We start from the raw sequence: 26,774 nt of genomic DNA, 5'->3' as shown, positions 1-26,774 counted from the left end.
TTCATTCCCTCATTCATTTAAGCTACTAGATCAGCATTAATCTTTAGCCGAATAAAAAAAGGCTACATACACCAAAACCCCTACTTGAAAAATGTTTCAGGTAGGGGTTTTGATTTTTTATCCATACAGGCCAGTTAATTCCTGTACCGCATAAATTTATGTCCTTAACAGGACAGTACAGGTTGCTAATTCCCTTTTAAGGGTTTATTATTGTAATCAAACACCTAATTTTATACGAATGAACCTCTATTTTAAGTATTTATTCTTTCCATTCCTGCCGCTACTCATGACCTGGTCGGCGACCGGGATGGCCAAAGCTCCCATAATCGTGAAACCTGCTACCCTGCAATGTGAATACCTCATCAATCCTATAGGAATTGACGCATCCAAACCGCGTTTATCCTGGTTAATGATAGATCATCGTCAGGATGCCAGGCAAGCTGCTTATAGAGTTATAGTTGGAAAAGATTCAATAGGAGTCAGTAAAGGAAGAGGAAACTCATGGGATTCCGGGAAGATAAATTCCGCCGATCGCTTAGTAAACTATGGAGGGCAGCCTCTGGAGGCTTTCAGCAAATATTTCTGGACCGTAGTGCTTTGGGATAAAAATGGAAAGCCAGCAGCCTCTGGTCCGATCAGCAGTTTTGAAACAGGTATGATGACGGCTCAATGGCAAGGTGCCTGGATTAGTGATGGGAACGACATTAATAAGCGTCCTGCCCCCTATTTCAGAAAAGCATTTGAATCTTCCAAACCAATTAAATCCGCCCGGGCATATATTGCTGTGGCAGGATTATATGAATTATACCTGAACGGTAAAAAGGTGGGCAACCATCGTTTGGATCCAATGTTTACCCGTTATGACAAAAGAAATTTATACGTTTCCTATGATGTGACTTCCCAGATTCAAAAAGGCAGTAATGCCATAGGTGTGCTTTTGGGTAATGGTTGGTACAACCACCAGGCACTCGCGGTATGGGATTTTGATAAGGCCGCATGGCGGGCAAGACCTGCTTTTCGTATGAACCTCAGAGTTACTTATACAGATGGAACAACGGCAGTAATTACCTCAGGCGAAGACTGGAAAACGAGTTCCAGTCCGATTGTACTGAATAACATTTATACTGCTGAGCATTATGATTTCCGCCTGGAACAACCGGGATGGAATACCGCAAATTTTGACGACCGTAAATGGGAACCTGTCGTGATCAGGAAAGCGCCTTCAGAACTACTGAGCAGTCAGGCGATGCAACCGATCCGTAATGTGAAAGAAATCCCTGTTAAATCCATGAAAAAGCTCGATGATACGACTTATGTTTTTGACCTTGGTCAGAACATATCTGGCGTCAGCAAAATCAAGGTAAAAGGGGAAGAAGGCACCATCATCCGTTTAAAACATGGGGAACGCCTGCATGCCAATGGCAGAGTTGACCTTTCCAATATTGATGTTTATTATAGGCCCAAAGATGCAACAGATCCTTTTCAAACAGATATCATTACCTTATCAGGAAAGGGAGAAGTTGAATTTATGCCTCGGTTCAACTATAAAGGTTTTCAATATATTGAAGTGACCAGCAGTAAGCCTATTCAGCTCAGCAAAGAAAGTATCACCGGTTACTTTATGCACAGCGATGTGGCGGCAAAAGGCAGTATAAGCTCTTCTAATCCATTAATAGATCGACTATGGTGGGCAACCAACAATTCTTATTTATCTAACCTGATGGGTTATCCTACGGATTGTCCTCAAAGAGAAAAGAACGGCTGGACAGGTGATGGGCATTTCGCCATAGAAACCGGACTGTTTAATTTTGACGGGATCACGGTATATGAAAAATGGCTGGCAGACCACAGAGATGAGCAAAAGCCGAATGGTGTGTTACCTGATATTATTCCTACCGCAGGCTGGGGATATGGAACGGCAAATGGAACAGACTGGACGAGTACCATTGCGATAATTCCATGGAACATTTACCTTTTTTACGGCGATAGTCAACTTCTGGCTGATAGCTACAACAGCATGAAAAAGTATGTGGATTACATCACACAAATCAGTCCGCAGGGACTCACTACTTTTGGTCGTGGAGACTGGGTACCTGTGAAGTCGACTTCCAACCTGGAATACACTTCCTCTACCTATTACTTTGTGGATGCAGTTATTCTTGCAAAAGCAGCAAAACTCCTGCAAAAACAAAAGGATTTCGACTACTACAGTAAACTCGCCGAAAAAGTCAAAGCTGCTATAAACAACAAATATTTTAACGCTGAAAGAGGGACTTATGCTTCCGGAGTACAAACGGAATTGAGTATGGCCTTACAGTGGGATTTGGTACCTGAAGGGCTCAAAGCTAAGGTTGCGGAGCATCTGGCCAAAAGAGTTGCAGCAGATGGCATGCACCTGGATGTTGGGGTACTTGGTGCCAAAGCGATATTGAACGCGCTTAGTGATAACGGACAAGCAGAAACTGCTTATAAGTTAGCTGCCCAGAACACTTACCCTTCCTGGGGATGGTGGATTGTAAATGGTGCCACTACCCTTTATGAAAACTGGGACATCAAAGCAGAAAGAGACATCTCTTTAAATCACATGATGTTCGGCGAAATTGGTGGCTGGTTCTTTAAAGGATTAGGTGGTATCCACCCTGATGAGGAGTATCCTGGATTTAAGCGGGTACAGCTGCGTCCAAATTTTGTATCCGGGCTAGACCATTTCAAAGCGGAACATGAAGGCCCTTATGGTAAAATCATTTCCAGCTGGAAAAGATCAGGAAATAAGGTGATTTATTCGGTGACTATTCCGGCGAATTCAGATGCAGTGATTAATTTCCCGGTAGCTGATGGTAAAAAGGTATACCGCAATGGACAGGTCATCGCTTCGATGATCAAAGTTAATGCAGGGGTATATCAATTTGAAATCGCTTAGCTATTATGAACTAAAGGTTAAAATAAAAGAAGGGGGATGATTTCCCCCTTCTTTTATGTCAAAACAGATATGATTAATTATGCTTTGCTGCCATGACTGACCCAGCAAACACGACACACTATTTATTACTAAAAATTTAAATCTCTTACTTCTTCAAAGTAAGCAGTCAGCAGATCTGAAGCACCTGTAGCAGTAAACGTAGGAACGTATACTTTTACGAAATCGATGCCTGGTAAATGTACTTTTTTACCGTTGGCATCCACCGCCCAGCTGATGTCTATTGACGAATCCTTGATCCCGCCATAACCCCATTCGAAAGTACCTACATTAAAGCTGGTACCTGCGCCATCACTAACATCTTTAACTGGGATATACACTTTTGTTCCTTTCAAGGTATACGAATCTCCAAGCCACTGCGGGTAATAATTCCAGCGTCTAAACTTTGTAGTCCTCGTGATGGCACCTGATCCGTTTTTATTATCGGTATACTTAAGATAGGTGGTATCAAACTGCCAGGCAGCTGGCCCCGCTACAGCAGGCTTAGCCGGATCTGGTTTATAATAAGTCATTTCATGATTTTTGACGGTAGTAGATTTATGGTATTCACTACCAGCAATCTCATACCATTCATTCTCATCGGCAATGCCATTTTTATTGGCATCATAAGCCACAAATATGCTCGTAGGAGAAAACTTGATATTCTCGCTGCTCTGCATCTGAACTATAAAATCACGTGTAGCATAAGCATTGATCACGGTGTGATCAAATTTAGTCACCACATAGCCCCCAAAAGTTCCGAGAAAAATCGCCGCTCCATCAGTAAGATCCGATTGAATTTTTGATAAAAGCGATGATTTGTCCGTAAATGAAAGGTCATCATTAGTAATCCCGGGAGCAGGAAAATAATCTACCAGTGTTAATGCCTTTAAATTGTAGGTTTTATTCGTTTCTGAAACCTTAACTTTTGTAGCAGCCTGCTTGGTCACTTTACCAGAGCTAACTGTGAAATTTACCGCATAATCATTCGCCTTTGGCGCGATGAACTGTAAAGTCTTGGTATCGCAGATTACAGAATCCTTAACAACTCCGTCCTTACCGGTTACTTTTACCGTCCATTTATACTGCGGAACTACGCCATTGCTATTTTCAATGGTCACCTCAGGATCGATCAGCACCACATTATACCTGCCCACCGAAAAATCTGCGGCTAACTTGATAGCGATAGTCTGTTCCGGATCAGGAATTGGTTCTGGTTTTACGGCATCTTTACTGCAGGAATACAGTACGCCAAAAGCCGAAATACACAGGATATGTTTGATATATTTTTTCATCTTTTATACTTATCTTAAGTTGTACTTTTTTAATAGGTGAAGGTCTCCGGCCCCAGAGAATTTGGTCGCCATAGAAGATTGCTGCTGACAAAGGCCCATAGGTTCAGACACACAGTTGACCACTTTTATAAAATCTACTCCAGGAAGGTTCACCTTGTTCCCGTTTTTATCAACTGCCCAATCGACATCAATATCAGGATCTACTGCATTTACATATCCCCATTCCGGCGCTACAAAGTTCCAAAGGGTAGTCTGCCCTGCACGTGCAGGTCCAAAACTTACATTTAACTTCATGCCTTCAAACACAGCTGTATTTTGAGTAGCCCATAATGGGTAATACTCTTTTCTGGTTTTAGCTCTAGGCATGTAGTAGGATTCGGTTTGATTGTTTTCGCAAAACATGTGTTCACGATCGGTAAATGGGTCATTAGGACCAGCCACCACTACCGGCAATCCTGCTGCTTTTTTATGATAGGTAATCTTAAAATTCTTAACTGTATTTTCCTTTGCATGCTGACTTCCTACAATTTCATACCATTCATCCTCATCCGGTTTACCATTTTTATTCTTATCATAGGCCACATAGATCAATCCAGGTGCAGGTGGATTGGCTCTATCTGTTAAATCACCTCCATAAACCCTGAAATCCTTTTCTCCTGGAATATTCACTACAGTATGGTCAAATCCGACAACAATAGCCCCTCCAAATCCACCTAAATCCAAGGGATAACCCACACTGGTTTCATTGATCCTGCCTAATGCTTTGCGCATCACATCTGCCTTTAAATTCCCTGCTACATACAAATCATTGGCGAACATCCCTGGCGCAGGGTTGAAGTCATAAATACTGGTGATATAAGGGTTGTAGTTTTTAGCCTCATTAATGACGTTTATCGTCGTTTTTTTAAGCCCCTTTTTACCAGCTGATGAAACATTTAAGCTCAATTCATAAGTACCTGGGTATACTGCGATAAATCTTAAGTCTTTCGTATTTCCGACAATTGAATCTGTGACCTGGTTCACAGGATTTTTTGTCATTACCCACTCGTAAGTTGGATTAGCAGTATTAGCCGCAGCGCTGATGTTCAGGACGGTAAAAGTGTTTACCTCATATTTCTCCTGAAGTGTGATGTCTTTTGGATTTAAACCCTCTTCAGGTTTAACATCGTTTTTACTACATCCTGCAAATACGCAGGCGAGTAACAACAAATGAGTAAAGTTTTTTTTCATAATTTATTGATAACAATTTTAAGGTAACGTACTATTTCCTGGTAGGGATATTTTCTCCGGAGAGGTGCAAATCTGTGGCTCCCATGATTTCTGTAGAAGTTTCGCCCAGCCATCCAGCCTGTTGATTCAGCCCATTGTAAACCTTTACGAAGTTTATTCCTGGAAGCTTCACTTTGTTTCCGTTTTTATCTATGGCCCAATCAATATCTATAGCAGAATCATCGTCATTATTGGGCGCATTATCAGCATATCCATATAAAAACGCGTACTGTACGAAGTAACTGCCCGTTCCGCTTTCATCGACTGCATTGTCGGGCAATCTGGTGCCTTTAAAAGTGATAGATGCTTGATCTTTCATCCATTTTGGCCAATAGTCTAAGGAGTGATTGTAGGCATTGTTTTGCGCCAGATAGCCACTCTTGCCCTGATTGTCTTTCCATAATATATATTCTATATCTGTAAAGAGGACAGTTCCTGTACCCCCACCCGGAACGGGCTTTTTATTCGGGTCCGGTCTGTAATAAGTAATCTCGTAATTAGGGATGGTTTTTTCCATCTTATGGCCTGCTCCTTCTATTTCATACCATTCATCATCCGGCAGTCCATTTTTGTTTTTATCATAAGAGACCATGATTACCCCGGCTTCACTACTGCCACCACGCATGGTTGCATCTGGGTTAGGATTGGCTTCTGCCCAAAAAGCATTGCCTAAAACTCTGAAATCCCGCTTTCCTTTTACATTTAAAATGGTGTGGTCAAATCCAAAAACAACATAGCCGCCAAATGCGCCAAGCGAGATCAGGTCGCCACTTTTCTTAGCCAGATAAGTATTGGCTCTGCTCAGAATCCGATCAGTGGTTTCACCATCATTTGCTGCTGGCAAATCATTGATAAATTGTCCAGGGGCAGGTTTAAATTCATATACTTTATCTATAAAAGTCTTGTATTCTTTCGCCTCTTTGCTGACATACACTTTAACTTTTTGTGTTTGTACATTTCCTTTATCATTGATCAGCACTGCCAATTCATAAGTTCCAATTTCTGCTGCAGCAAACAGGGCTTCTTTTGCATTGGCATCAGCTATAGAATAATTCTCTGATGGGGCATTGGTGATACTCCAGGAATACGTTGCGTCTTCAGTTCCGGCAGCATAAGCGCTGATGGCGATTACTGAGGATCTGCTTACTTTATACTCATTATTTTCAATCTTCCCTCCCTCTGGCTCAGTGTTGTTTTTCTTGGAACACTGAACAAGTACAACCGCTAAGAACAGCAGCAATACCGAGCGAAAATACTTTAACGATCTGTCATACATAGTTGTGATAATTTAGTTTTTATAGATAAAGGCAAAATGCGCAGGAATATTCCCGGCAGTGGTTTTCCATTTTAATTTACCCTCAGGCGTAAAGCAATAGATATAACCTGTGACCACATAGTTTTGGGCATCGGTGATGTAGATCTCTTTGGTCTCGGGATTTACCTGAAGTCCATAAGGAATCATGATTTTCTTATCGGTACCATCGGTAATAATTTTATCGCTAACGACCTTTTTGGTCTTGGTATCCAATATTCCATAGGTGATTTTATTGCTATTGGTCAGGTAACTCCAGGCTACACTATAGAAATAAAGTGCATCATCGACGAGGCACATTCCTAAAACCGGAAGGTCCAACTGCATCTTTTTCTCATCTGTCTTGGTATCGATTACAAAAAGGTTGGAAGGGGTACCGTAATAATCGCCTCTTGAGCTGACATAAATATCGCCCCTGCTATCTATTTGCATACCATAGAGGTTAATGCCTACGTCTATCTTTTTTATTTCCTTAAAAGTTTCCAGGTCTATGACAGATACTGTCCGGTCGTAATTAGGCACTCTATATCCTCCGGAATTCGCCACATATAGTTTCCCATTATGCACCACCATTTGCTCCGGCTGATACCCAACGGTTACCTTTCGCTTTATCTCTAATGTGGCCGTATCTATCTCTGCAACAAAACCTAACTCCGCATTAGGATCTATGGCTACCGGTCCGGAATAAGAGCTGACATAAGCTTTACCATTGCTAAAGGTTACATATCTACAATTAGGGATGTCTATTTTTTTGATACGTTTGGCCGTCCATTTATCGATAACTTCCACCTTATTAGAGCAGTTGATTACCGCATAAACTTTATTACCATATATTTTTATGTCGTTGCCTACATCTCCCAGCTCCTTTACCACGCTAGGATTACGTTCCGAATAAATATCAGTAGTATAGTTCCCTGTCCTGTAATTAAACAGATCAAGACTTGCCCTATTCATCCCCATATTGCCCTCATTAAGCAGGTAAAAACCTTCTATATTGCCTTCAAACCTTGGCTGGGCAACATTTTTATAGGAGGATAGGAAAATAACTTCATCTTTCCTGCAGGAAATAAAAGCAATGACTATCCATAAACTCAACAATATTTTTGCAGTTCCTTTTCTCATAGCTCAATGCTGATTATAAATTTTAATGTACGGCCAGGCATGGGATAATTATAGATCACCTCGTAGTGCTGATTGAGTAGGTTATTCAGCTCTACCGTTCCTTTTATTTTATAATGATGAAGCGCAAAAAGCTTCTGAACGGATAAATCATGGGTATACCAGGGCTGCACTTCATTCACTTTAATGTTGTTTACATTTCCATTGTATCGCTTTCCTACGTAAATAAAGCTGTAGTTGAAATTCCATGATTCATAACCGGCGTTTAGGATTGTGGATCCGCTATGCCATGGTGTATAAGGGATCTGATCTCCATAAGATGACAATTCCAGACCTGCAAATTTTGTATAATCCCTGCTTATGGAATAGGTATAGGCTAGATTTGCAGCAAGGTTTAGTTTGTTCAGATGCCCGGCTACATTGATGACTGATTCTAGTCCTTTTCCTCGCACCTGTCCCATATTTGTCATCATCCAACGGAATAAATTCCCGGTAGGTGCAGCTACGATTTTATCTTTTGTATGGGTATAATAGGCATCCGCCTGAATAGAAAATTTGTCTAGAAAGCCTTTACCTATTGGTAAATTATAGGTAAAACCGACATCATACTGATTCATGTATTCAGGTTTCAAAGTGCTGGAACCAACCATCGTATAATACAAATCATTAAAAGTCGGCATCCTGAAAATACGTTTTGCAAATGCGCGTAGGTTGAGATCATACGCTTTAAATGGCTTATAGCCTATAAAGACTGCGGGTGTAAATTCTGTTTTATCGGGGGCTTTTGCATTAAAGCGAACCAGCTCTTTCACATGGGTACCCAGAATATTCCCGAGCAGTTTAAATTCTCCAAGCTTAAGGGAAGTAGCCAGGGAAAGTAATCCTGTATAGCGCTGAGGATAGGAAAACTGTGTGAGTATTCCTTTTCTGGTGGCGTCTAATTTATTGTACTGAAAGTCTGTGGACAGCGAAACATCCCAGATAGGCAATATGCTGTACATGTTTACTGCCGACAGGTAGATCTCCTGCTGGTGATACCTATCGTCTGATTGTGCGCCTTCGGTGACCGTCTCTCCTAATATACTGGTCGTATCTCTGGCAATATAGTGCGTCACATCATTCGCATATTTTGCCCTTGCCTGGAATTTATATTTAGGACTAATGTCTTTCACAAAAAAAGCCTGGGCGAAGAAATTCTGATCATTTTGCCGGTATCCATCTGCAAACTTGTTTTCTACAATCGCTCCTGGTGCCCCTCTTTTGGAATCGTAATAATACACTTTGGCATCCCAGGAACCATTATTTAGCTTTCCATAAAGCCCGGATTCAATCCGCAATGCCTGGATATCACTGTTTTTCCGGGTCGCTGTAGTATCATAAGCCAGCGTTCCATCCTGATTATTTCTTTTATACCTGAATTCATATTCGCCATTGGATTTGATGTATTCAGAGCTGACACTCATGCTGACCTGATCAGTTAATTTCTGTTCCCATCTGAAAGAAGGATCATGATAATTGATCGACATGGTCTTATAGCGCAATAATAAATTTGATTTTTTACTCCCCTCAAAAACCGGGCGTTTCGTTCTCATGTAAATGGCAGAAGCCGAAGCAAAGTCCTTGGCTGACTGGAATATTTCGCTTTTCTGACCGTTATATAGCGTCAGGGATTCCATATCATCCAGCGAGTATTTACCTAAATCGGTCACACCATTCTGTGCATTGCCCAACTGGATCCCATCATAAAAAACGCCCACATGGTGCGTTCCCATGTTGCGGACGTCGACTGTTTTCAGTCCACCAAGCCCACCATAATCCTTAATCTGGATGCCGGCAAAATACCGAAGTGCATCGGCAACCGTATGGCTTGATAAGTTTTCGAGTTGTTTTCCGGAAAGACTCTGGACAGGAATGACTTCCTGGAAGGGCTTTGCTTTTATCGTGACACCCTTTAATACTTTTACAGTATCAGCAGCTGTAGAATCAGTAGTTTTCTGAGCGCAAAGCCAAAATGGGACAAATGTTAGGAAGAGTAGTAAAAGCGTTTTTTTCTTATTATACATCACAAAATTAATTGCAAAGACTTCCTGAGATGTAATAATAAAAAACGCGAAGAACCCCAATTATAGAATAATCAGGCAATTTTCTTGTTGTTCAACTTTATTCCTCGAAAGTCTTTAACCATTTAATTTTGGCAGGTATCCTGACTTGTTCCATCTTTAAACAACCTTCCCATTTCTTATCGAAACAGTGGTATCATACCGTTTAAAGACTTAATAGAACTTACAGTAGCGGGCCTGTTCAGGATTTACACCTGATTCCCTTTTAACTATTTTTCCTCAAAATTTAGAAAAACAGACCAAAAATTTTTCATAAAGATATAATCTATTTTTATAAAAAAAACAATTTGTTATTTGTCATGTGCGCAAACACAAGGCTTTGATATTGTTTTTTTATAATCTATAGCGAAGTTTGATGTTTCTTCCTATCGCTTTAAGTAGTCCTGGGTAATCGTTAATAGTTGCATCAACCACATCCCAATCCCCTTTTACATTGCAAGCCAGCTGATACTCTTTATCATTCAGGTTAATCTGGATTGTAGTAGTTTCTTTCGTTATTCCCTTCGTCAAAACAACGTAGGTATAGTCTCTTTCATCAAATGTGATGCGCATTGGTAAATTCATATTGCAATTATAGCGTTAGAAATGTGCTTTTATTGTGTTGGCTCAAATATACACTAAGAAAAATTGCCCAATTCTATTTTCGGAGTATATTTTCTATTGAATTCACTTTAGCAATTCATCAAGCAGCTGATCCGAATAACGAATCTTTTGCATCATTATTCACTAATAATCTAGTCCTCAGCTAGGATAGTTCAGATCAGGAAAACGTATATTTAATTGAAATTTCAATCAAGGATAGATGAAAAAAACGCTTAGTTAACCAAAAATATGAACTGCTTAATAGTTACTTTAAAAGTATAGGGGTCAATTACGGTACATTAGGAAGAAATTATCACGAAGAAGATAATAAAGATTGGGAAGAAGAGAGAAAACAGATACGGAATTAGTTCTCTATTTTCCTAGAAGCAACCTCGCCTGTGTTCCCCATTGGCCAATAAAAAGATCTACTTTGCCATCACCGTTTACATCGCCAAGGGCTATTCCCCAGCTCCTTCCCACAGTAGATTCCGGAATCACTTCGCTAGTCACCTGCTTAAAATTCCCTTTTCCATCGTTCTGTAATGCCTGAACTTGCATCGCCTGAAAAGGAGGCGTTTTAATTGCACTTAAGATTAGGTCTGGCTGTCCATCACGGTTAAAGTCTATAACTGCGCCAGCGTAAGTGGAATAATCCTGTTTAGGGATTCTTTTAGCTGTTTCATCTTTAAAATTCCCCTTGCCATCGTTTATCAGTAAACGTGCAGTAGGATCTTTCTCAAAAGCTCCGCCATTACTTGTTAAGTTAAGAAACAGGATATCTGGATGCTTGTCTCCATTTGCATCAAAGGTTAAAACTTCCCTGGTGTGTAGTGGCACTTTCAGTTCCAGCCTTTCCGGCTGTTCGGTAAAATGTCCTTTTCCATCATTAAAGAACAATCGATTAGGGGGAACTTCATTTCCAGCAATTAAATCCAGGATTCCATCATTGTTTAAATCAGCTAACTTTGCTGATTGTGTTTCCCAACGGAGTTTGGGCAGCCCTTCTTTCGTGTAATCGATGAAGTATCCAGGCTTTTCAGGGTCATTGAGCCACAAGAAGCTTTGTGGTGTGGGGCCGGTATTTCCAACAATAACATCTAGCAAACCATCTCCGTTTACATCTCCAATATCTAATCCATTCGCCTCACTCCTTGCTGGTAATCGCTCGCTTACATTTCTAAATGTTCCGTCCCCATTTCCTAAATAAAACTCATGGCTCCTGTCATCTTCTGCTACAAAAATGACGTCTAAGTTTCCATCTTTATCAAAATCTCCAATACGTACATGTTCTGTATCGTGTGATTCTTCTGCAAAGACACCTTTCTTCCAGTTGAATTTTCCGCTGCCATCATTGAGGTATAACCGATTAGGTAAGTTTTCTACAGCCAGTATAGCGTCTAAGTGTCCATCACCGTTCACATCTGCCAATGCTACATCCAAGGTATGTGCTTCCGGATCTATTGGCAAATGACTAGTGGTCACGTCTTTAAAATATCTAGTTTCCATACTCTGTGAGCAGGAATTGTGAATAAAAGTAAAAATTAGCAGGGTGGTAATCAGATAAGATTTTCCATATGGAGATAACTTCATAATCATGAGATGATATAGTTTTGAAACATTTATTAACTACATGTTCTTGCCATGGCGCTGATTTTTCATATCCAGCTTAACAGCAATTTACAAAACATATTGATCATTTTTCTACTTACCATAGTGACGGTTTAGATCTGTTTCATCGCTTTCTCTTATAGGCTGATCAGCATCATATTCAGGGCTGCCTTTTACGGCCTCCAATGAAATCCCTACATCAACCCTGGAATGTGCCCAACTAACTGCCGTTATCCATTCCGTTGAAATCAGCACCTTTTTTCCATGAAACCAATTCCCGGTGTCCAAGACCAAAAAACGAATTCTCCAATGCTCATCTACGGTAAAATCAGTAACATGACCTATTTCACCATCTATGGCATGAATGCGATAACCCTTCAATTCCGAGGTACTGCGCAAATGCGGGTCTCCGGGTTCCTTATCGTTCCGCATTGCCGTAATGGCCTGCTCAAAAGACACCCTGGATTCCACCATACCCATCATCCCCATATGACCGTAAAATCCTGCGCCTATTGGATCGCCATATGGCCATTCATAATATTTATATAAGGCCATTTCTTGCTGACGGGAGACTGGCATATGTGTATCTATATCCGGGCTGTGTTTAATCTGTTCCTTGGTAAGTTTAACCGGAAAAGATTGATTTTCCCAATCCGGCTCCATTAATGCCACAGGTGAAATCAGCACTTTACGATCTGATAACCAACCACCAGTCTTTACCACCAGATAACGAATCGTCCAGCTTTCGTCATCAAAGTAAAACTCCTCCACTTTTCCTATTTCTCCGTCGATTGCCCCTAATTTGAAACCAATCAGACTTTTAATGCTGTGTTGCATAATACAAAGGTTTAACAGTTAAATGATCTTTACATCTTAATCACGATACCGGCAATAGCGAGCAAAGCCAACACAACAAGCAAGCTCCAGAAAAAAAAGCCCAGTACAACTGTAACTACAGCAACCTCAAAGTCCCGAAGTTCTTCGTTAGCGCTATGTTCTGGCCTGTTTTTTAGTTTACTTGTTCGCTTGGCATCTGAGTTGGGGGAAACCGAGGCGAGCAACAATCCAACTAAGAAAGCCGCAATAAAGCCTGGAGCCCAATAATATCCCCATGCAGTAGGCCCGCGCTGAGCGGCCCATTCGCCAGTAGCAAGCGACACAAAGAACAACAACACAAAGAAAGTCCAAAATCCGGCCCAAGGTCCGGTATTTTTAAAAACCAGACTAAAAAAAGCAGTTAATATAATGGCAAAAAATAGGGCAAACATAATTCCTACAAATTCCATGATAGTAGTCTTAAAGTTTACACATGATCTCCTTTATGCTTTTCCGGCTTAATTTCAGACTCGTTCATTTGTCGCTCAAATTCTTCCTGATCTTTCCTGTTTCTGCGGACTAGAAAAATCACCAACAGCAAGACAAAAATAATTGCCAATACTCCAATAATCTCGTTAATTCCCATAGGATCCTCCTTTTATAGCTGATTCCTTTCCCTAAAAACGTTAATAAGAAAACAATCCGCAAATGGATTGGTTCTAATTAAAGCAAATTATTAATCCATGAGAAATGTCATCTATGGTATCAATCTGACTACAGATGGTTGCTGCGACCATACCAAATTTAATGGCAGCGAAGAGATCCAGGATTATTTTAGGGATCTGATGAAAGATGTTGACCTGATCGTCTATGGACGTAAGACCTATCAATTGATGGTTCCATATTGGCCTGAAATCGCAAAAAACCAGTCAGGGACGAAGTCAGAAAATGAATTTGCGCAAACATTCGACGCCATTGATAAAGTGGTTTTTTCCAGATCATTAACTAAGGTGGAAGGAAATTCTAGACTTATTTCTGCGAACCTCGCCGAGGAAGTATTAAAACTGAAACAGGCAGCAGGCAAAAACATTTCAATTGGTGGTGTAAGCCTGCCTGCTCAATTGATCGCAATGGGTCTGGTAGATGAATTTTATTTTGTTGTTCATCCTATCATTGTGGGGACAGGAAGAAGGTTGTTTGAGGAAACAAATCTTCAAGCTTCGCTAAACTTAAAACTACTGGACTCAAAGACACTTAAATCTGGATGTGTAGCGCTTCATTATTCGAAGCAATGATCAATGGCTGATCAGATGATTACTTCATTTTTCCCGATGGTCATTGATATGTAATTCCTTCTTTCAGCTCCATCCACAGCCCCAAAAATTTCGTAAATTAACATAAAAATAAAAAGGCATGGGTATTTTTCTACTTTATTTAAATACACATCAAAATGAAAAAGCAACTATTTGTAGTACTGGCCTTGTTAGCCATGCTAACAGCCTGTTCGCCTTACAATTACTATGCAGTGAGTAATAAACCGCTGAGTACAAATTATAAAACTTATGCCTGGATTCCTGAAGGCCAGTCTAAGAGTTCAAATATCTATAATAACGACATTGCTACCGATCGGATTGTAGAAACCGCCAGTCAGGAACTCAACAAAAGGGGCTTGACACTTGACAATGGAAAACCGGACCTATTGGTTCGTTACACCGCTTTTGTAAACCGGGAAACCCGAATATATAACGAACCAGTCTATTACTACTCTCCATGGAACATGGGTCCTAGAATGGGTTATTATAGAGGCCGGTCGGCTTATTATTATAACTTTTACAATCCTTTTCCAATATATGTTGGCAGTACTGAAAGAAGAATGACCGTAAAAGAAGGAAGCATTGTTATAGATCTTATCGATCGCAGATCTTCTAAGGTGGTCTGGAGAGGTTGGGCTGAAGGAGTGGTTGATAATCCTGAGAAGGCCATTAATGAATTGCCGGAGGTAGTCAGCAATATATTCAAAAAGCTGATGTAACCTGTCGCATTTCCCCCCTTAACTTGTCATGTTTACACATCTAGATGTATTTGGCATTCCTGTAAATTTGAATAAACTAATCCGCTAAAAAATGGCAACTCAAATTTTTGTAAACCTATCTGTTAAAGACCTCAACAGATCTATAGCATTTTTCACAAAACTTGGTTATACTTTTAATCCGAAATTCACCGACGAGAAAGCAACCTGTATGATCATCAGCGATACCATTTACATTATGCTGCTGACCCAACCTTTCTTTCAGACTTTTACTAAAAAAGAAATCATAGATGCCCACAAAGCGGTTGAGTGTTCTATTTGTCTATCTGTAGATAGTAAAGAGGGTGTCGACGAGATGGTGAACAAAGCAGTAGCTGCAGGTGCCACAATACCTAATCCTGCCAGCGACTATGGTTTTATGTACCAACACAGCTTTGAAGACCTCGATGGTCACCATTGGGAATATGTTTGGATGGACCCTAATGGCGCGCCGGAGCCGCAATCTTAAAATTAAGGAGAAATATTATGGCGGAAAACAAACTAATCAGGATGGACAATATCGGCATCGTTGTAGCGTCGCTCGATAATGCCATCCCTTTTTTTCTGGAGCTAGGCCTAAAGCTCGAAGGGCGGGCTACCATTGAGGGGGAATGGGCCGGTCGTGTTACCGGATTGGGCGATCAAAGCGTAGAAATTGCCATGATGGTTACCCCTGATGGCCACAGTCGTCTGGAACTTTCGCAATTTCTCAGCCCTGCTCCTATTTCAGACCACCGAACAGCCCCAGTGAACAGCCTCGGTTATTTACGTGCCATGTTTACCGTTGAAGACATTGACGAGATGGTATCCAGACTCAGCAAACATGGCGGCCAGCTCGTAGGAGAAGTGGTTCAGTATCAGAACTCGTATCGGCTCTGCTACATTCGTGGTGCAGAAGGGATTCTGATCGGTCTGGCAGAGCAAATCGGTCATCCGCGACAAGGATAAAGTACTATTTATTCTGGATTTTATACCTGAATTTAAGGTTAAAATAGAAATACCTTCGCATTCTTATAAAGCGAGGATTTTTGAATGAATGAAAAACTATTGATACATCAGGAGACTGAACTGCCTGATGAATTCGATATAAAAGATGATAAATTATTTTATAGAGACATAGATCTACTAAAACTAGCTAAAGATCACGGAAGCCCTTTGCGATTTACCTTTCTTCCAGCCATTTCTAGGCAAATTGAAATGATGAAAATGTATTTTCAAAAGGCAATGGAAAGAACAAATTATCAGGGTAACTACAGCTATTACTACTGCACCAAAAGCTCTCATTTCGAGCATGTGCTAAAGAAGGCGATTCAATCCAATATCGGTATTGAAATTTCCTCTGCTTATGATATCGCGCTGATCAGATCATTGATTAAAGCGGGGAACATCAAACCTGGAACACCAATTATTTGCAATGGATATAAGACGCCTGAATATCAGGCAGGAATCACTTCCATGATTCAACAGGGATACTGCTCGGTTATGCCCATCATAGATAGTAAAACTGAACTCCTGTATTATATCCATGAATTAAAGAGTTTATCCTGTATTAAAATAGGCGTCAGGTTAAATTTAAGCTTTATAGCCGGATATGATCGAAAATCCAGATTTGGTTTATCTCCAGATGACATTCTCAGTTTTTATCAGCATGAGATCAGTAAAAATGAAAAATTGGAACTCAACACCTTACATTTCTTTAATGAAAGAGGAATGGACAATAGTGAGGACTACTGGCTGGTGCTGGAAGAGATTGTAAGGTTTTATAGTCAATTAAAAAGACAGAATCCGGATCTAAAGACCTTGGATATTGGCGGTGGAATGCCATTTCGAAGTCGTATCAATTCCGACTTTGACATTCAATTTTTAGTTAACCGCATCATTTCAACGGTTCAAAGCATTTGTCAGGAAGAAGGTGTGATGGAGCCCAACATCATCACTGAATTTGGAAAATACACAGTTGCGGAAGCCACTGCCACTATTTTCCGGGTCCATGAAAAGAAAATAGCTGATGAGATGAACTGGGCTATCATTGACGGATCCTTTATTACTCATCTTCCCGATACCTGGGCCATTCGTCAGGAGTATCCGGTTTTGCCGATCAACAACTTGAATAAAGATCTTAAACCATTTATTCTTGGCGGACTTACCTGCGATAGTGCAGACTATTACCCTAACTGTCCGGAAAATGAGTTTATTATGTTGCCTGATACGGAAGCAGAACAATATATTGCTTTCCTTCATACAGGTGCCTATCAGGAAGCATTAAGTGGCTTTGGAGGCGTAAATCATTGTCTGATTCCATCACCTAAACATATTACTATAGATACTGACCCCTACGGTGACCTGGAGTATGCTGTCTTTTCTGAAAAACAGAGCAGCGAGCGGCTGTTAAACCTACTAGGTTATCAATAGAATCAGAGCCGGTATTTACCGGCCCTGATCTAAATTTAATACCCAAAAAGAGTTTCTAAGGATAATTGTTCAACTTTGCCATAATTGGACAGTTGAGAAAGTGGTAGATTTTTTTGCGCCCCCACTATACAATAAGTATAAGCTTGATTTGCAAAATAATCATGATGAAGTTTTTGAATGTCCTGGAAGGAAATCTTAGGAATCGCTGCATAAGCATCTTTCCTTAAATCATAATCCAGCCCTTTACGCTTTGCATCGATATAACTGAATATAATTCGATCTTCCATGATTCGCTCTGTTTCCAGCTGAGTGGAAAGACTCATTTTTGCAGACTGGAATGCTTTTTCATTATGAGGTAAGTCGTTCAATAAAGTATTCATGCCTTTAATGGCATCGTCCACCTTATCTGCCTGACAGCCAATAAACGCAGTCACATAAAACTGGTCTTCTTTTTTTCTTGGTTTTCCATATACTGCGCTCGTACTGTAAGCCAAAGCTTTTGATTCGCGTAAGGTCTGAAAAACAACAGAACCCATCCCAAAACCAAAATAATTATTAAACAAATCGGCAGTTACTTCCTGTGCAGGGGCATACTGATTTGCATTGCGATACCAGCTTACATCAGCTTGTACCATATTGTAATCTGTAAATAGCACCTTGTTTTCATTTTGCGCCACCTTTTTAAAGGCGATAGCCTCAGGGTAAGCCCTAAACTGTGTAGGCAGTTGATGATTTTTTTCAAGCATTACTTTATACTCAGGCAATCCAGCCGGACCATAATAAATTACGTTGTACTTGTAAGAAAAAAGATCGCGAAGTACAGCTATCAATTCTTCAGGTTTTAAATTGTTAATTTCAGCATCCGTCAGCGTAAAATTATAAGGATTGTTCTTGCCATAAGCCGCATAACTCAACATGGCCTGCATCATACTCCCCTTATTCAACTTGTTGTTCTGACGATTTTTCAGCAGGTTTTCTTTCATCGCTGTAAAAGCAGCCTGGTCTACCTGACCATTCAATAATACTTCCTTCAGCAATTGCATCGCCTTACCGTAGTTTTCCTGTAATCCAGTCAGGCCCACTGTAGTGACCTGATTATCCACGTTCAGAAAAAATTTACAAGCCAGTTCATAGAACTTTTTATCATGACTCAAAAAGCTGAGGTAAGCAGCTGCCAGCGGCAATAATTTACTATTCCATTTCCCCATTTCAAATTGAAAATACTGTCGAAACAACTGATTGTCTGTGTTTTTTACCGCGAAAATTTCCGCTTCACCAAACTTCCCATGCTGAATGTCTTTCTGAAAATCAAGCCATTTTGGAGCGATTCGCTCGGTTGGAATCTTAGCTACCATCTTCAGGAAATCCGATTGAGAACCCGCATTTGTTTCCACGGCAGTAATTGGTGGTTTCTCTACTTTTTCAATTTGAGGCCCCTCTCCCTGATACTTGTTTAATACCACATAATTGTCCGCAAAAAATGCTTTTGCAAAAGCAACGATTTCAGCCTTGCTCATCTTTGCGATATCATCAATCCTGGAAACTTCTTTCCCCCAGTTTTTAGTGTTTGATTTAATATAATCACTCATTAAATCTTCTCCCCTTGAGGCATTGTCTTCAATGTTGTTTAAAGCACTGAGCTTTTGATTGGCCACGATTGCCTTCAGCAGGTCCTCACTAAAGTTTCCAGTTTTCAACAGCTCAATCTGCTGCAATACCAAATCCTTTACCTCTTTTAAAGTCTGACCTTCCTTTGGTGCTGCATAAATTGAAAATATACCATAGTCCTTATATTGTCTGGTATAAGCCCCTACTTGTAACACCTTCTGTGGTTGCGACAGGTTTAAGTCCAATAGACCAGCCTTTCCATTTGATAAAATTTCAGCTACAAGATCAGCCATCAGGGCTTCCTTTGTTCCATTGGCAGCAATACGATAACCGATGGCCAGGCTTTCAGACGTCGGGCCATAGATATCCTCTACTATTGGTCCAGCCAATGGCTTTTCCGCTACTGGTAGATATGCTTTCACAGGCGCCGCTTTCATATAGCCCATATGTTGATCTATCTTCTTGACCATCTCATCGGATTTGAAATCACCAACCATAATCACTGCCATGTTATTTGGCACATAATAATCGTTGTAATACTTTCTAATCGCTTTCAAAGAAGGATTCTTCAAGTGTGCAATCGTACCTATGGTACTCTGCTGACCGTAATTATGGGTAGGAAACAAAGAACTGTGCATGGTCTGCTGGATTTTCCATCCATCGTTATCTAAAGATTCATTCTTCTCCTCATAAACGGCTTCCAGCTCGGTATGAAATAACCTGAACACCGGATTGCGGAAACGCTCTGCCTGAACAGTCAGAAACTGATCTACAGCACTTGCAGGAATGTCTTCTTCATAAACCGTTTCCTCTACCCAGGTATGTGCATTCGTCCCCTGACCGCCCATTGCGCCCATCAACTTATCGTACTCATTGGCAATGGCATATTTTGAGGCCAATACCGATACCGAATCGATTCCTTTATACATGGCCTTTCTCGTAGCCACATCTGTTGTTTTGTTGTATTCTTCGTAGCGGTCTTCGATTTCCTGAACAAGTGGTTGCTCTTTTGCCCAGTCCAGAGAACCATACTTGTCTGTTCCTTTAAACAACAGGTGCTCCAGATAATGCGCTAAACCTGTATGTTCTTTCGGATCTGTATTACTCCCCGCCCGCACTACGATTTTGGAGGTAATCCTTGGTTCTTTTTTGTTCTCACTCAGGATGACAGTAAGCCCGTTTTTTAAAGTATAAAATCTAGCTTTTGCAGGATCATTTGTAATGTATTTATAAGTATAGCCGGCCGATGTGCCTGTTTTCCATACATATTTTTTGTTTTGCGCAAGGGCCAATAAAGCCGTAAAAAAAATCAGCCCGAAAATCAGGCTAATTTTAAATAATTGTTTGTTCATATAAATAATTAGGTTTACCTATAGGGTACTAGTGTTTAAATATTTCCTGCAGTTTTCTTTCTAAGTCCTCAGCACGAAGATCATAGGCAATAATCTTCCCTTCCGGATTGATCAGTATACTGGCAGGAATGCCCTGAATATGGTATAACTCAGCGGCATCATTCTGGAAACCTTTAAGGACAGAAATCTGTGTCCATGGCATTTTATCCTCTTCTATTGCTTTAAGCCAGGCCTCTTTTTTATCATCAAAAGAAACACCTAAAATCTCCAGTCCATCTTGTTTATAGTTGTTGTAAGCACGCAGTACATTCGGATTCTCCCCACGACATGGACCACACCATGATGCCCAGAAATCTACAAACAGGTACTTGCCCTTAAAATCGCTTAAGCTCACCGCTTTCCCATCTGGTGTGAATTGCTTGAAGTCTTTAAAAGCAACATCTACCGGTTTATTATCCAATTCCCCAATATAATATTGAACAGCAGCAAATACCTGATACTGCTTTACTTTTGGCGTTAAAACTTTTACCAGTTCCTTCACCACCAGCAAATCATCAATTTTTTGCTTATCTACAGCACTCACTTGTGTACCCGCAGACAACATCTTGGTCAACGCAACCGCACTGAAATAATCATCAGGATTAGCAGCAACAAAATCCGCTAATTTTAATTTATAAGCACGCTCCAGCACCACCCTTTTTTCCAGCGAAGCCATATAAGCTTGCTCATCGATCGCCTTGCCTTGAGCTTTCAATTTACTCATAGCAACCCAGTTGCGCTCCTCCAGGATCATTGGTGCAGAAACCGGTTGAATAAAAGACTCAAATTTCCTGCGCTGTAATTCAATCTGACTTCCAGCAATTACACTGTTCTTTAAGGAGTCTTTTGAACTGATTTCATTTTTTCCGGATTGCACCAGCATTCTGAATTGATCAATATGATCCAGGTTGTTATAGGTTTTGTAAGAATCCATAATCAACTTACTCCTGCTGTGACCTTTAGGACTGAACTGCAGCTCTATAGTTTTAGGTTCCTTAATCGCAGGACCTTTGATGATAAATACGCCATTTTTTAATACTGCAGAATCTCTTACCAACTGGTTTCCTGCAGGTCCTCCGGCATAGCTGACAAATACTTTAGCAGGTGATGAATAATTGCCGATTTTTCCTGTTAATGTAAATGGAGTCTGCGCTACACTGATTACTGGCAGCAGACACAAACTATATATGATTATTATTTTCATCTGATTATCTTTTATTTAGTTTCATGTTTGGATTAAACAATTGGGTTTGTAAAGGAATCTGAAAGGTATATTTCAGGCTGCCAGGTGCTAAGGTTTCAAATACAGTACTTCCATTTGGCGCATAACGAACCACTGGCTGCATTCTGTTTTCCTTGTCAAGGCGCTTCATATCACTCCACCTTAAGCCTTTAAAAGCCAGTTCTCTGCGACGTTCCAATAAAATTAGATTCAATGCCTCTTCCTGACTGTTAGCTTCCACTGGCTCATAAGCCTCGGCCGCAATGCGGTTTACCCGAATGGTATTGTTCAGGACATCCAGTGCTGGATCAATAGCTCCGCTTCTGGCCAGACATTCAGCTTTATTCAAATAAATTTCCGCATAGGTAATGCCACGATTTGGATTATAATTGGCATTCTGGAAACTCACTACACCAGCATCTGTAGCTGTGAATAGTTTCATACGCAAATCCGTACTTTGGTCGAATTTAGCAAGCAACTCGTTTGAAAACCTGTATCTGGAATTCGTAGAATAGCGCAAAAACAACTCCTCCGGACTCACATTGGTTGGTGGAAGTGCATTAGAAGAAGCGTAATCATTATAATTCAGCAATACCGCATTTCCACTTCCAATTACCAGTTCCGCATACTTTAAGGCATTCGGATAATCGCGCATGCTCATGTAAATACGCGACAACATTCCATAGGCTACATTTTTAGTAATCCTGGTTTTATTGATATTCTGAGCAGGCAAATCAGGAATTGCTTTCAGAATGTCTGCAATTAACTGATCATAATGCGCCTTTAACGTCAGGCGCTCTGGTAAAGCGGCGTTCTGATCTGTAGACACTACAAATGGCAATCCCAGATCAGTTGTTGCAGAAGCGGGATCATAAGCTGGCGCAAAAAGGCTCAACAAATGAAAATATGGGAAAGTCCGCGCCACCAATGCCTCCGCATAAATCTGTTGACGTTTCTGCGGAGTCCCATCGGTAGCATTGAGCACGCCTTCCAAAATCACATTTAAATTACTGATGTTGTTATAGTAATCCGCCCAGGCTGCTGGCCTGCTTTGCGAGTTTACATCTAAATAGGTCTTCCAAAAATAAAGGTTGGCATCAATGGAGGTTTCCGTCTGCGGCGTAAAAGTCACATTGCTGATGTCATCATAGGTGAAAATAGTACTCGAATAAAATGAGCGGGTAATATTAATATCATCCAGCAGTAACTCATAATCATTCGTTTTTTCAGGAATGATGATTCCAATAGGCTTTACATCAAGAAACTTGCTGCAGGAAACACTGATCATCACAGTACAAAAGAGTACTAAAGTATATATCTTCTTCATAGCGATCATTAAAAATTAGTGGTTAAAGAAAAAGTATAAGCAGGTACGACACCAAAATTCCGCACACCACTTCTGAAGTCGATGGTTTCCGGATCAACATCATTTCCGCTAAATACATATTTCACAGGGTTCTGAACTTGAATAGAAAGTTTGGTCTGATCTAAACCCAGTTTTTTAGAAAAGGCAGGGCTCACTTTATAGGTTAAAGTCACATTACGCAGTGCGATGAAATCCATCTTTTTCACAAACTCCGTAGCATAGGTATAGCCATTAATGGCCGCATAATCAAAATAGTTTTCAGAACCGTAAACAGGAATACCTGGCATACGTGTCGTTAACTCATCCCCTGCTTGTTTCCAGAAATTCTGTGCGCCATTGATTGGTCGGAAAGCATTATAGTTTGGTGGAGCAATCCTTGCCACATGCCCTCCATAATACATGAATAACATCGAAAGATCAAAATTCCCTACCGTAAATTGATTGGTTAAACCCAATACATACTTAGGATCAGTTGTTCCTGCATAATGAAGAGCGGACAAAGGAATATCCACCACATCACCAAAATTATTTCTCAGGATCACATTGTTCCCATTTCCATCATCAACCATTGGCTGGCCCAGCTCATTCAGTCCCTTATAATTATAGGTAAAGATGGCGTTCAGAGGATACCCCTCTACACTCTGCCCGCCGTTTACCTGATTAAATGTCGTTGGGGAGGTGTTCACTCTATACTTCAGTACTTCATTTTTGTTGAAAGAAGCTGTAAGCTGAGTTCTCCAGGAAAAATTGTCATTGAGTATGTTCACACTTCTCAGGTTCAGCTCCAATCCTTTGTTCATAATCTCCGCATTGTTCACCAATTGGTTTGAGAAACCCTTTGTGGCATCAGTAGCAAGGTAAGAAAACACGTCTTTAGCATGTTTGATATAGTAATCCACACTTCCGGAAATGCGGTTCGTACCTACACCAAAATCAAGTCCGAAGTTGTAATTGATTGTCTTTTCCCATCTCAAACCACTGTTTGCCGGTGTCTGCACATAGTAACCTAGAATAGGTTCTGGTTTCGCCTGACTATTTATTCTGTTGTTCAGAATGTTATAAGGTCCACTCAATTTAATAATGTTACCATTATAACCCGTGGCCACTCTTAATTTAAGCTCATCTAACCAGGAAACATTTTTCAGGAACTCTTCGCCTTTAATATTCCAGGCAGCTCCTAACGACCATAACGGCGTGTATCTGAACTTCGGATCCGAACCAAATAAATTAGATTGATCAATTCTTAAACTTCCTGTAAAACTATATTTGCTGTCATAGGTATATGCAGCATTTGCATAAGCAGAGACAAAACGATCGTCACGATAAGTTTGATTGAAAAAGTCGCTGTAAGAAGAGTAATCTACCAGATAACCCGAAAGCGGAACCAGCTCATACATGTAATCTGGTGCGAAATTATAGTTTCCAAGCAGTGCTGCATCAAAAGGTTTAGAAGTTAGGGACCGTGCATCATAGCCAAACAAGGTGTTACGATCCGTATGGTAAATCATTTTTCGCTGTTCTGCACCTGCCAGAATCGATAAATCATGTTTATCATTGAATAACTTGCTGTAAGTTGCTTGTGCCCTGATCGTGTAAGCTTCAGTCGTATAGTTGTTGATCTGATTTGATCCTCCTTTAGGAATTCTAAACTCCGGTCCGTTTACACCTGCCCTTGCAAAGTAGTTTAAGCGCATTCTATTTTCGTAAGCAGATTCTGCAGAAGTAAAATTATTGGTGCTCAATCCTTTTTCAAATGCAGCACCTACTTCCAAATTCAAATCATTGGTAATTTTAGCCTTAAGGTTTCCCTGAAAACGGAAATTGTTGCCTTTAGTTACATTGCTATAATCTAGAAAATCATTATAAGGATAATAATTACCGTCGTAAAGCCCCATTTCAATGTTCTGCTGGTTCTTCTCCGCATTTATACTTCCATAAATACCATCATATCCAAAATAAGGACTGTTGCTGTAAGGTCTCAGAAAAGTAGCAACTGCAGCTCCGTTTGCATCTAAAAACCCTTCATATGGTTTGATGGCCATGTAATCTGGAGCCGTAGGACTGCGGTCGTTCGTATTCGTGTAAACCCCCTGAACATCAAGGCTCAGCACCTTTAGAAAATCCATCGATCCACGATAGGTTAAGCTGGTTTTATTAAACTTAGAACCTTTAACCAGCTGGTCATTATCCACTCTATTTACACCGAAGAAATAGGTTGAATTTTTTGTTCCTCCACTGGCATTTAAATCCAATGCCCTTAAATAACGGTTTTGCTGAAACAGACGTTGGTAATCTTTGGTATTGTCGTATGCAGCATACTGATTAAAGATGGCATCTGCTTGTTCCTGCGTAATTACACCGTTCAATAAATCATCAACAGCGCCATAAACAGGCGTATAAGTCCCACCTTCGAAGTCAAAATTTTCCTTGGTCATGAAGTTATTGACAATGTTGTTCTTTGCCAAACTGCCTTCCAGGTCAACAAAGCCGCGACCAGAAAGTAAATCCAGCTTATCGAAATTAGGCTTTGGTTTAAATGATACGGTGGTATTGAGCTGAAACTTTGGGGCACCTTCTGTTCCCTTCTTGGTCATGATAATAATTACCCCATTCGAAGCACGCACCCCATAAATAGCCGCAGCAGCAGCGTCTTTTAATACGGTTACCGAAACTACATCGTAAGGATTGATAGACTCCAGACTGATTTCAGTCGGAAAGCCATTCAATACAATTAAAGGAGATTTTACCGCATTAAAAGTCGATACCCCGCGAATGCTAATCGGACTGCTGTCCTGACTACCTGAGGCATTTACATTCATCACCAATCCAGCCAATTTACCTTCCATATTCTCCAGTACATTGCTGTTTACCGGGATACTCTGCTTATAGTCATCTCCAGATAAAGTAGCAAAAGCACCTGTTAGCTGCTGGCGTTTAATGGTCTGATAACCGTTACTTACTACCTGTACCTGCTCCAGATTCACCATGCTCGGTTTTAGCGAAATCTGAATGTACTTTGAACGCTCCAGTTTTACTTCCTGACTTTGATAACCGATATAGGAAATGCTGATTATTGAATTTTCCGGAACACCTTTGAGCGTAAACAATCCGTCATTACCAGTGCTCGATCCAATCTTGCTATTCTTAACACGGATTACTGCACCAGGTAATGGATTACCAGATTCGTCAGTTACCTTACCATTAATATCCAAAAGCACAGCAAGTATTTCTGCAGCCGGTTTCAACCCAGTTTTTGACTTAATCACTATGGTTTTATTTTCCAATACGTAGGTCAGCCCATAACTTAAAAGTGATTTTTCCAGCACTTCTGCTATTGGTGCATCGTTGAAATTGGCATTCATTTTCCAATGCTCATCTACCTGTTCTACAGACCATAGCACATTATAACCCGTCTGTTTTCTAATTTCTGTAAACAGCTGTTCCAGTGTGATGTTGTTCTTTTTCAATGAGACCCTTTGCGCAAAACCATTGGCACTAACCTGCATAAAAGTTGCCAATAGAATTACGCTGATCAGTTTCAATCGCATAATTATTTGTGTTTTATCTGCATCAAATAGGCGCCGGAAAACCGGCGCATAGGGCAGTATGATTCTAGTATAAATTTTATAC

20 protein-coding genes and 1 riboswitch are annotated in these 26,774 nt (G+C 40.5%); of the genes, 6 read left to right on the top strand and 14 right to left on the bottom strand.

The features are described from left to right. Positions 1-238: 238 nt before the first annotated feature. Positions 239-2,920 (top strand): glycoside hydrolase family 78 protein, encoded by a 2,682-nt coding sequence (locus tag R2S10_RS00480; RefSeq protein WP_316838455.1) that lies wholly within the window; start codon positions 239-241, stop codon positions 2,918-2,920. Positions 2,921-3,048: 128 nt separating this feature from the next. Here R2S10_RS00480 and R2S10_RS00475 read toward each other — a convergent pair whose 3' ends face one another. The 10 genes from R2S10_RS00475 to R2S10_RS00430 form a co-directional block, all read right to left on the bottom strand. Beyond that, the gene (locus R2S10_RS00475) at positions 3,049-4,251 is read right to left on the bottom strand and encodes a hypothetical protein (RefSeq protein ID WP_316838454.1); all 1,203 of its coding nucleotides are present in this window, start codon (positions 4,249-4,251) and stop codon (positions 3,049-3,051) included. A gap of 9 nt (positions 4,252-4,260) precedes the next feature. Beyond that, positions 4,261-5,481, bottom strand: a complete 1,221-nt coding sequence (locus R2S10_RS00470; protein WP_316838453.1) for a hypothetical protein — start codon at positions 5,479-5,481, stop codon at positions 4,261-4,263. Between the two features lie 31 nt (positions 5,482-5,512). Next, on the bottom strand, positions 5,513-6,796 hold the full coding sequence (locus R2S10_RS00465) for a hypothetical protein (protein ID WP_316838452.1): 1,284 nt from the start codon (positions 6,794-6,796) through the stop codon (positions 5,513-5,515). 12 nt (positions 6,797-6,808) lie between these two features. Further along, complete coding sequence (locus tag R2S10_RS00460) at positions 6,809-7,954, bottom strand: DUF5074 domain-containing protein (protein WP_316838451.1); 1,146 nt, start codon at positions 7,952-7,954, stop codon at positions 6,809-6,811. Then, complete coding sequence (locus tag R2S10_RS00455) at positions 7,951-10,014, bottom strand: TonB-dependent receptor (protein ID WP_316838450.1); 2,064 nt, start codon at positions 10,012-10,014, stop codon at positions 7,951-7,953. Before R2S10_RS00455 ends, R2S10_RS00460 begins: the two co-directional genes overlap by 4 nt. A 112-nt stretch (positions 10,015-10,126) precedes the next feature. Further along, positions 10,127-10,330, bottom strand: a riboswitch (cobalamin riboswitch). A 74-nt stretch (positions 10,331-10,404) separates the two neighbouring features. Further along, entirely contained in the window at positions 10,405-10,635 is a 231-nt protein-coding gene (locus R2S10_RS00450; protein ID WP_316838449.1) for a hypothetical protein, read from the bottom strand. Positions 10,636-11,025: 390 nt separating this feature from the next. Further along, positions 11,026-12,249, bottom strand: a complete 1,224-nt coding sequence (locus R2S10_RS00445; RefSeq protein ID WP_316838448.1) for a VCBS repeat-containing protein — start codon at positions 12,247-12,249, stop codon at positions 11,026-11,028. Positions 12,250-12,354: 105 nt separating this feature from the next. After that, positions 12,355-13,098, bottom strand: coding sequence for a PRC-barrel domain-containing protein (locus tag R2S10_RS00440; protein WP_316838447.1), 744 nt, complete (start codon positions 13,096-13,098; stop codon positions 12,355-12,357). A 29-nt stretch (positions 13,099-13,127) separates the two neighbouring features. Then, entirely contained in the window at positions 13,128-13,547 is a 420-nt protein-coding gene (locus R2S10_RS00435) for a hypothetical protein (protein WP_316838446.1), read from the bottom strand. Positions 13,548-13,564: 17 nt separating this feature from the next. After that, entirely contained in the window at positions 13,565-13,723 is a 159-nt protein-coding gene (locus R2S10_RS00430) for a hypothetical protein (protein ID WP_316838445.1), read from the bottom strand. A gap of 97 nt (positions 13,724-13,820) precedes the next feature. On the opposite strand from R2S10_RS00430, the gene R2S10_RS00425 reads away from it, so the two are divergent. The 5 genes from R2S10_RS00425 to R2S10_RS00405 all read left to right on the top strand — a co-directional run bounded on the left by R2S10_RS00425 (position 13,821) and on the right by R2S10_RS00405 (position 17,557). After that, positions 13,821-14,372, top strand: coding sequence for a dihydrofolate reductase family protein (locus R2S10_RS00425; RefSeq protein ID WP_316838444.1), 552 nt, complete (start codon positions 13,821-13,823; stop codon positions 14,370-14,372). Positions 14,373-14,527: 155 nt separating this feature from the next. Next, positions 14,528-15,109 (top strand): DUF4136 domain-containing protein, encoded by a 582-nt coding sequence (locus tag R2S10_RS00420; protein WP_316838443.1) that lies wholly within the window; start codon positions 14,528-14,530, stop codon positions 15,107-15,109. 91 nt (positions 15,110-15,200) lie between these two features. Next, the gene (locus tag R2S10_RS00415) at positions 15,201-15,614 is read left to right on the top strand and encodes a VOC family protein (RefSeq protein WP_316838442.1); all 414 of its coding nucleotides are present in this window, start codon (positions 15,201-15,203) and stop codon (positions 15,612-15,614) included. Between the two features lie 17 nt (positions 15,615-15,631). Beyond that, positions 15,632-16,093: a VOC family protein gene (locus R2S10_RS00410; protein WP_316838441.1), complete on the top strand. Its 462-nt coding sequence runs from the start codon at positions 15,632-15,634 to the stop codon at positions 16,091-16,093. Between the two features lie 84 nt (positions 16,094-16,177). After that, a complete protein-coding gene (locus R2S10_RS00405; RefSeq protein WP_316838440.1) occupies positions 16,178-17,557 on the top strand; it encodes an arginine decarboxylase in 1,380 nt (459 codons plus the stop codon). A gap of 35 nt (positions 17,558-17,592) precedes the next feature. On the opposite strand, the gene R2S10_RS00400 is transcribed toward R2S10_RS00405, so the two are convergent. From R2S10_RS00400 to R2S10_RS00385, 4 genes are read right to left on the bottom strand one after another with little or no spacing between them, the layout of a single operon-like run. Beyond that, complete coding sequence (locus R2S10_RS00400; RefSeq protein ID WP_316838439.1) at positions 17,593-20,517, bottom strand: M16 family metallopeptidase; 2,925 nt, start codon at positions 20,515-20,517, stop codon at positions 17,593-17,595. A 28-nt stretch (positions 20,518-20,545) separates the two neighbouring features. Continuing rightward, positions 20,546-21,760, bottom strand: a complete 1,215-nt coding sequence (locus R2S10_RS00395) for a TlpA disulfide reductase family protein (protein WP_316838438.1) — start codon at positions 21,758-21,760, stop codon at positions 20,546-20,548. A 4-nt stretch (positions 21,761-21,764) separates the two neighbouring features. Beyond that, positions 21,765-23,105, bottom strand: a complete 1,341-nt coding sequence (locus R2S10_RS00390) for a RagB/SusD family nutrient uptake outer membrane protein (RefSeq protein WP_316838437.1) — start codon at positions 23,103-23,105, stop codon at positions 21,765-21,767. An 8-nt stretch (positions 23,106-23,113) separates the two neighbouring features. Beyond that, complete coding sequence (locus tag R2S10_RS00385; RefSeq protein WP_316838436.1) at positions 23,114-26,692, bottom strand: SusC/RagA family TonB-linked outer membrane protein; 3,579 nt, start codon at positions 26,690-26,692, stop codon at positions 23,114-23,116. Positions 26,693-26,774 lie beyond the last annotated feature (82 nt).

It is taken from the genome of Pedobacter gandavensis (assembly GCF_032678745.1).
Lineage (GTDB): Bacteria > Bacteroidota > Bacteroidia > Sphingobacteriales > Sphingobacteriaceae > Pedobacter > Pedobacter gandavensis_C.
The sequence above is the reverse complement of the archived record's forward strand: the minus strand, read 5'-3'. Positions and strand labels throughout refer to the sequence as shown.